At 46.1% G+C, this 7,769-nt stretch carries 7 protein-coding genes; 4 read left to right on the top strand and 3 right to left on the bottom strand.

The genetic code is table 11. The features are described from left to right. Positions 1–81 precede the first annotated feature (81 nt). Positions 82–624: an isochorismatase family protein gene (locus VHA02S_RS24045; RefSeq protein ID WP_005444966.1), complete on the top strand. Its 543-nt coding sequence runs from the start codon at positions 82–84 to the stop codon at positions 622–624. A gap of 11 nt (positions 625–635) precedes the next feature. Here VHA02S_RS24045 and VHA02S_RS24040 read toward each other — a convergent pair whose 3' ends face one another. Beyond that, a complete protein-coding gene (locus VHA02S_RS24040; RefSeq protein ID WP_038898639.1) occupies positions 636–1,532 on the bottom strand; it encodes a 1-aminocyclopropane-1-carboxylate deaminase/D-cysteine desulfhydrase in 897 nt (298 codons plus the stop codon). A 233-nt stretch (positions 1,533–1,765) separates the two neighbouring features. On the opposite strand from VHA02S_RS24040, the gene VHA02S_RS24035 reads away from it, so the two are divergent. Continuing rightward, the gene (locus VHA02S_RS24035) at positions 1,766–3,019 is read left to right on the top strand and encodes a leucine-rich repeat-containing protein kinase family protein (protein WP_172458557.1); all 1,254 of its coding nucleotides are present in this window, start codon (positions 1,766–1,768) and stop codon (positions 3,017–3,019) included. A gap of 99 nt (positions 3,020–3,118) precedes the next feature. Here VHA02S_RS24035 and VHA02S_RS24030 read toward each other — a convergent pair whose 3' ends face one another. Further along, positions 3,119–4,405 carry a sensor histidine kinase gene (locus VHA02S_RS24030; protein ID WP_009698434.1) on the bottom strand — a complete coding sequence of 429 codons (1,287 nt, stop codon included), beginning with the start codon at positions 4,403–4,405 and terminating at the stop codon, positions 3,119–3,121. Beyond that, positions 4,402–5,079, bottom strand: a complete 678-nt coding sequence (locus tag VHA02S_RS24025; RefSeq protein ID WP_005444974.1) for a response regulator transcription factor — start codon at positions 5,077–5,079, stop codon at positions 4,402–4,404. The genes VHA02S_RS24030 and VHA02S_RS24025 overlap by 4 nt, the downstream gene beginning before the upstream one ends. A gap of 152 nt (positions 5,080–5,231) precedes the next feature. Here VHA02S_RS24025 and VHA02S_RS24020 point away from each other — a divergent pair, with 152 nt between their 5' ends. After that, on the top strand, positions 5,232–6,272 hold the full coding sequence (locus tag VHA02S_RS24020; protein ID WP_005444975.1) for a glycosyltransferase family 2 protein: 1,041 nt from the start codon (positions 5,232–5,234) through the stop codon (positions 6,270–6,272). Between the two features lie 2 nt (positions 6,273–6,274). Continuing rightward, positions 6,275–7,744, top strand: coding sequence for an ArnT family glycosyltransferase (locus VHA02S_RS24015; protein WP_038898638.1), 1,470 nt, complete (start codon positions 6,275–6,277; stop codon positions 7,742–7,744). Positions 7,745–7,769 lie beyond the last annotated feature (25 nt).

The raw sequence follows: 7,769 nt of genomic DNA, 5'->3' as shown, positions 1-7,769 counted from the left end.
GGTTACTTGGGTATACATTGATTATGTTCGAAAGCTTGGAGTAACAAAGAAAGGCGCTTCAAGCCCGCAGAGGAGATAAGAATGCTATCGAAAAATACAACTGGTCTTATTGTTGTCGATGTACAAGGTAAACTCGCAACCTTGATGCACGAAAGTGAAGCCTTGATTGAAAGCACCACCAAATTAGTCAAAGGCGCGAAAGCTCTGAATTTACCGATTGTTTGGCTTGAGCAAAATCCGGAACGTTTGGGACCAACAGTAGAACCGATCCGAGAGGTGTTGGATAAGGCGCACTTGCCGATCGCAAAGTACACTTTTGATGGTGTGAAAGAACCAACATTCAAACTTGCAGTAGAAAACGCCAATATTGATACGTGGTTAGTTTGTGGTATCGAAGCGCATATTTGCGTATATCAAACGGCGGTATCGCTACGTCAAATGGGCTTCAAAGTGGAGCTGGTGACCGATTGTGTATCTTCGCGAACAGCGGCAAACAAAGCACTGGCATTAGCAAAGTTAACCGCAAACGGAGTCGGCCTGACGAGCGTAGAAATGTGCTTGTATGAAATGGTAGAAGATTGCAGAGCGCCAGAGTTCAAATCTATCCTAGCGCTTATTAAGTAGCACTACTTCGTTTATTCAAATTCTCGTTGATACCTTGGCAACATCGATTCGTTGCCAAGTAACCCACCTTGGTGGATATAAATCAACGTTTTATCTTCATTCTCTGCCAACCACGGCTGTAGGCATTGCCACATGTAAGGGTCATACAGTAGATCGAATTCTAGGTTGGTTTGATCGTAGAGCGCATTCCACGTCTCGTAATCGCTTTGATATAAACGACCGAAATGATGTTTATCGCGTACTGAGAGAATAGTGGGGTGATTTTCGGTTTCTAGCGTGTTGAATTGCTCAGTGAGGTAGTGCGCATCACCCACACAAGCACAGGTCACGACCTCGATTCCATGAGGTTTTAAGTGTTTACTTAAGTACAGTGCGGTGGTTCCGGTTCCCGATGGTAACGCCACTATAAACTGTTTTCTGCCTTCAAGGCGTGTCCAATCAAGCAGCTCTCTCGCTAGTTGTTTTACCCCAGCTTCGGCAATCTTCGCTTTACCACCTTCCGGGACGACCAAGGTCGTATGGTCCAAGCCTCGTACTTGCTCGATGTATTCGGTTGGATGCAGTGTTGAACCAAGGTCTTGCATCGCGGTGATGCTCATACCTAAATCAAGCGCACCTCGATAGTTGCCGATAGGGGAGTCTTTAAGCCAAGACGGAATATGTTGAACATAGAACTCGAAGTTCCAGCCTTTGATTTGCGCCAGAGCGGCAAGAGAATACATCGCATTGGATTGAGCTGAGCCGTAGCTGATGAGCGTTTTGGTATCGCTGTTCTGTGTTTCCATCAATGCCATAAATTTACGTGCTTTGTTCCCAGAAAAGTGAGAATGCAGCATGTCATCACGCTTAAGAAAAAACGTGTGACCATTAAAGTTATGTTGAGTTATCGGGCTTTCAGAGAGTTTCATGCTACTGCTGACGTGTCCAACCACGCGACCTTGCCGGTAAAAAGGGCGCGTAGTGTAACGCCATTAAACCCAGATAAAAAGTCTGGGTTTCAGAGCATCAGATTCGGTTATTCCTGATGCTCTATCATAAGCACAATGGGTTTCTTTAATAAGACGATATTCCATGGCTCGCCTTTCTGCCTCAAGCCACGTAAACTACGCCGCTTATTTCTATTCAATCAGAAGGCTTGGTTTTGCAGACTCTAGAACAATTAAAAACAGGACAATTAGTAGGAATTAAACAACTAAAGTTGGCGGAAGGGCTGACAGAGTTTCCTATGGAAATTTTAGAGCTTGCAGACACGCTTGAAGTATTAGATTTATCTGGCAATGCACTGTCTGAATTACCACAAGAATTAGAAAAGCTTACCAAGCTAAAAATCATTTTTGCTTCGAACAACCTGTTCACGCACTTACCAGAGGTGTTGGGAAAGCTTCCAAGCCTAGAGATGGTTGGGTTTAAAACCAACAAAATTAAAGAGGTAAGTGAAGCGTCACTACCAACTCAGTTACGCTGGCTGATCCTGACAGACAATGAGATTGAAGTTCTTCCAAACAGTCTGGGTGAAAGGTCGCGCCTAAGAAAGCTTGCTCTGGCGGGCAATCGCATCAAGCAACTGCCAAACAGCATGGAAAACTTGGTCAACTTGGAATTGATTCGTTTATCTGCGAACCAGTTAGAGTACTTCCCGGATGTATTGATGAAGCTGCCTAAGTTGGCGTGGTTGGCTTTCGCAGGTAACCCATTCTGCAAGCATCCATCTTCACTAGACAGTGTGCCTAAAGTGACCACAAGCAGTTACTCGCTTAACCATGTTCTTGGTCAAGGTGCGAGTGGTGTGATTTCTCACGCGAACTGGACTGACGCTCAATATGACTTCCCGAGTGAAGTGGCGGTGAAAGTGTTCAAGGGCGAGGTCACCAGTGATGGTTTCCCTCATGATGAACTTGAAGCATGCTTACAAGCTGGTCATCATGACAACTTGGTCAAATCTATCGCGCAAGTGGATGACGGTACTGAGCTTGCTCTAGTGATGGAGCTGATACCAAACAGCTACTACAACTTGGGTTTGCCACCAACTCTTGAAACTTGTACTAGAGACACCTTCCCAGAAGGCTTCAAGTTGACGATGACTCAAATTGAACTGATTGTAGAGCAGATGGTAGATGTGTTTAATCATCTGCATGACAACAAGGTGTGTCATGGTGATCTATACGCTCACAACACATTGGTTAACGCGCAAGGGCAGATGATTTTTGGTGACTTTGGCGCGGCGAGCATTTACGGATATTTATCGGGCGAGCAGCAAGCAGCCATCAGAGCAATCGAGGCGAGGGCATTGGCGTGCTTTATCGAAGATTTACTTTCTGTCGGTGACGCGTCTGAGGTGGGCTCTGAGAAGCATCAGCGATTGAGTACGCTAGCGGCATCGCTATACAACGCCTAACTCTACAACGCTTGGAGTCGAAAGGCATCGACGCACAGGAGTCGTCATCAGACGATAGTGCAAAGTCGGTGCCTTGGTCTGAGGGTTGAATGCACTTGGCTAGGTTTGATGTTCCAATGCAAGATTTATAACGGCTTCGCACCCACCGTCTGGGTGAGTTCCGATGTCAAATTGCCAGCCGTAGCGGTGACACAGGTCATCCACAATCATTAAACCCAACCCATGCCCTTCTGAATGAGGGATACTGGAAAAACCTTCCCCTTCATCACGAACCCAAATGGTATCCTCGTTCATGCCAATATGGATCGCCCCATATGGCGTTGCCGCAATGCCATTTCGAATCAAGTTACCAAGAATGATGGTCAAGACCGCATTGGTAGCACGCGTTTTGGGGTTACCGTCTATCTGCACATCAAAACTGAGTGCTTTCTCATCCGCTTGCGCCTGACTTTGCGCAATAATTTGTGTGAGCTCTTCTTCGCTAATGCTTCGTACGGGTGAGTCATCTGTATTTCGTTCATATCGCACTAAGCCGAGTAGAGCGTCCACCATCGTCGACATTTGTTGCGTTGCATCTTGAATACGATGAACCTGTCGCGTTTGAAAATCCGTACTGGCGCTTCTAGCCAATAAACTGCTTGAGCCTTTCATTACCGTCAATGGTGTGCGTAGTTCATGGCTTGCGTAACGCGCAAAAGCTTGCTCCCGCTTGATGACTTGATTGATCTTACGGCGATACTCATTAAGCTCATCCGCTAAGGTTTGAAACTCTTTTGCCGAACTTTCCGGCACACTAAAGGTTTGGGTTGGATCACCTTGGTGTTGGTCAAGTTGCGTTTTTAGGGCGTTAACAGGCTCGATCAAGCGTTGTGATAACCGCAGTAACAAGCTACCAAACAAGAACACCAAGATTGCGACGATAGACAGCACCATAGCAACCACCATGATGAACTCTTCGGTGGTAATTTCGATTTCATCAATCAGGGATACGAGGATTACTGGATGCTCTACACCTTTACTGGTGTAGGTGCTCATATAAATCATTCTTGAACTTGGCTCATCCCCGACTTCATCCAAAAAATGTTTTTTACCTATTAAATACTTCTGAAATGGGGCAGGTACTAAGGCAATGTCGTTGTAGGCGGTGGTCAATAGGTCTAATTGTATAACGCCTGCATTTGGATGAGATTGAAAGTGTTCGATCGCCTCTTTTTTATCGATCATGATCCGGCGCTCGCCGACACGATCTTCTGACCATAAAAGAGCACCAGTGATGAGTGCAAAGCAGAAAATACCGATAACGACAGAAACGAAAGAAAAAAACAGAGCGAGTCGCCCTGTCATACTTTGTGTGCTTTGCGTACTGGCAAGTAAGCGGTTGATCATGCACCTGTCTCCAAGCGGAAGCCAACTTTTGGAACCGTAATGAGCACATGTCGTTCGAACGGCTTATCAACTTGGTTTCGCAGTTGGTAGATATGGCTGCGCAGTACGTCGTTGTTCGGCTCGTTCTCTTGCCATAGACGAAATGCAATGTCTTCGCGAGTGACGACATCTGGTGCGTTCTTCACCAACATTTCCAAAATTGTATAAGTGGTCGGATTGAGGGCGAGAAGCTTATCTTGGCGATACGCTTTACGGGTTTTCTGATCGATTGAGACTTCACCATAGGTTAACTTGCAAGACGCGACCGTACCACGATAACGGCGAATCAAAGCGGTCATGCGTGCTTCCAATATGTCTAGATCGAAAGGTTTTGTCAGATAGTCATCCGCACCGTGGTTGAAACCTTTTAACATGTCGTCTCGACTGTCGAGCGCGGTGAGCATCAATACAGGCGTATTGTTGCCTGCTTCGCGTAATTTATTGCACACAGTCAAGCCATCCATGCGAGGTAGCATTAGATCAAGCAGAATAATATCGAAGGTATTTTCCATCGCTAATTTCAGACCAAGCTCGCCATTGTCAGCGTAATCGAGTTCCATACCCGCACACTCAAAATAGTCGAACAGCATGCCTGCAATTTCTCGATTGTCTTCGACCAAAAGTACGCGTTTCATGTATTTCTCTCCAATTTGGCAGGTTTTGGAAATTAGGGACTTTTCTTAACAGAACATTATGCACTAAGGGCGTGAAAAAGATGTCAACAACATCTCTTTCACATGGCGACTTGTAGACTGCATCCATTCATTGGATTTAGTGGAAGAGTAGCATGTCAACCTTCAACATTCACGCCGCAACCTTTTCAAAGGTGAGCCAACACGCTGAGCCTAAAACAGTCTTGTCTGTTGTGGTGCCATTCTTTAACGAGCAAGAAGTCTTGCCAGAATTCCATCGTCGTCTCACAGCAGTATTGGATGACATACCTGAACGATGTGAAATCGTGTATGTCGATGACGGTAGCAAAGACGACAGTTTAATGATTGCTCAAAACTTTTCTCAATCTTCTAGCGACGTTCGCTGTCTAGCACTTAGCCGTAACTTTGGTAAGGAATCGGCGATGAGTGCTGGTCTTGAGCATTGTCATGGCGAAGCTGTGATCGTGATTGATGCCGACCTACAAGATCCACCAGAGCTTATTCCAAAGATGCTATCTAAGTGGCGTGAAGGTTACGACGTGGTCAACATGCAGCGCAGCGAACGCCATGGCGAGACATGGTTTAAGCGCTTTTCAGCGGCGTGCTTTTACAAAGTCTTAAACAGTATGGCGAAGCTTGATGTTCCGGAAAATGTTGGAGACTTTCGCTTATTAAGCGCCAACGTTGTCAAACACATCAATGCTCTGCCAGAACGCAATCGCTATATGAAGGGCATTTTTTCTTGGCCTGGATTTAAGCAAGTTACGGTGCCGTTTGAACGTGATGCTCGCTTTTGCGGTGAAACCAAATGGAATTACCTCAAGCTGATCGGACTCGCGATGGACGGTATCACTTCCTTTTCTATCCGTCCTTTACGCCTAGCAACGCTTGCAGGTGCGTTAGTTGCGTTCAGTGCATTTATCTACGGCGCATTCATTGTGATGAAAACGGTCGTATTTGGAGAGCCAGTTTCCGGCTATCCATCCATGATGGTGGTTCAACTCGCACTTGGTGGTGTCCAATTGCTCTCTATCGGGTTGCTTGGTGAATACATCGGGCGCATTTTCATCGAAACCAAGCAACGACCTCTTTACCTTATCCAGTCTGTTTTCGAGCGACCAGCAAAACATCAAACCATCCAAGCTATGAAGTTTAAATTTGGAGAATCTGCGTAGTCATGAGTATTAATAAAACCCACCTATGGCTGTTGTTGGCGTTCGCGTTGTTACTTCGCCTTATTTCTTTGGCTACGTATCCACTTATGGACACGACAGAAGCTCGCTATGGCGAAATGGCGCGTTTGATGGTGGAGACAGGTAATTGGCTCACCCCACAATTTGATTACGGCGTGCCATTTTGGGGTAAGCCACCTCTGTTTACTTGGATGAGTGCGTATGGCATTGAGTTATTTGGGCTAAATGAGTTTGCGGTGCGCGCACCTCATTGGTTAGCGGGTGTCGCGACTATTATTTTTGTTGCAGCCATGGCGTATCGTGCTGGTTTTAGTGCGCTTGTCGCATCGTTAGTGTTGGCAACATGTGGCATTTTCTCGATTGCAGCGGGCGCGGTGATGACGGATATGGCACTCACGTTAGCTATGACAATGGCTATGTTTGGCTTTTATTATTGTTGGCTCGGAAAAGACAAACACAGCCAACTTTGGGGCTATCTGGGGTTCTTCGGTCTGGCGTGTGGGTTACTCGCAAAAGGTCCGGTTGCGATTGTTATCATGGGGATTGCTGTCTTTCCTTGGCTGGTTATTCAGCATGGTTTTTTTGGTGCTTTTAAAGCCTTGTGGCAGCGTTTTCCATTGATTTCAGGCCTAGCGTTGATGTTGGCGATCGCACTGCCTTGGTACATCATGGCGGAGATGGCGACGCCGGGGTTCATTGATTATTTCATTGTTGGTGAGCACTTTAAACGCTTTGTCGTAAGTGGATGGGAAGGGGACCTATATGGTTCTGCTCATGACCAACCACGTGGCATGATTTGGCTATTCTGGCTGCAATCGGCTGCGCCATGGTCGCTCGTGTTGCCTGTTCTGGTGTGGAAGCGCCGACACACAATCAAATCAATAGAAACGGATCATCAAGGCTTGTTCAGTTTCTTAATGTGTTGGCTGATCTCGCCAATGGTTTTGTTCACTATGGCAGGGAACATTTTGCCGGCCTACGTGCTACCAGGTGTTCCTGCATTGGGTATCCTGATTGCAATGTTAGTGGATAAATATGACTTTAAGTGGCTTACTGGCACGGCAGCAGTGTTACCTGTGCTGCTCATGATCGCTATGTTGGTCTTAAACATGGGCAAAGCAGACAGCCGAAGTGATCGTATTCTATTTGCAGAGATCACCGACAATGCACCTGTTTTTTACATTGGGAAACGTCCGTTCTCTGGTCAATTTTATAGCCAAGGACAAGCGAAAAAACTGGAAGATGTAACAGAGCTCAATCAACTAAATAAGTTCTACCTCATTGGTAAAGAACAACAAGTTGACAAGTTGATCCATGATAACGCCTTGAGCTGTACTAATGAGTTTACTGCTAAGTCAAAGCGCACGCTCTATACCTGCGTTATATACCCAAATAACCTCGAGATGCTAGGTTCAGCGAGAACGACTTGGTTTGTAGACGCGGCGGCGATTTAAAGGTCTAGTGGGTCGAAATCAAGAA

It is taken from the genome of Vibrio harveyi NBRC 15634 = ATCC 14126 = KCTC 12724 (genome assembly GCF_001591145.1).
GTDB classification, from domain to species: domain Bacteria; phylum Pseudomonadota; class Gammaproteobacteria; order Enterobacterales; family Vibrionaceae; genus Vibrio; species Vibrio harveyi.
The sequence above is the reverse complement of the archived record's forward strand: the minus strand, read 5'-3'. Positions and strand labels throughout refer to the sequence as shown.

Bases quoted from the DNA above. Each gene is read 5' to 3' on its own strand.
- VHA02S_RS24045 (WP_005444966.1), top strand. From the start codon at position 82: ATGCTATCGAAAAATACAACTGGTCTTATTGTTGTCGATGTACAAGGT.
- VHA02S_RS24040 (WP_038898639.1), bottom strand. From the start codon at position 1,532: ATGAAACTCTCTGAAAGCCCGATAACTCAACATAACTTTAATGGTCAC.
- VHA02S_RS24030 (WP_009698434.1), bottom strand. From the start codon at position 4,405: ATGATCAACCGCTTACTTGCCAGTACGCAAAGCACACAAAGTATGACA.
- VHA02S_RS24025 (WP_005444974.1), bottom strand. From the start codon at position 5,079: ATGAAACGCGTACTTTTGGTCGAAGACAATCGAGAAATTGCAGGCATG.
- VHA02S_RS24020 (WP_005444975.1), top strand. From the start codon at position 5,232: ATGTCAACCTTCAACATTCACGCCGCAACCTTTTCAAAGGTGAGCCAA.
- VHA02S_RS24015 (WP_038898638.1), top strand. From the start codon at position 6,275: ATGAGTATTAATAAAACCCACCTATGGCTGTTGTTGGCGTTCGCGTTG.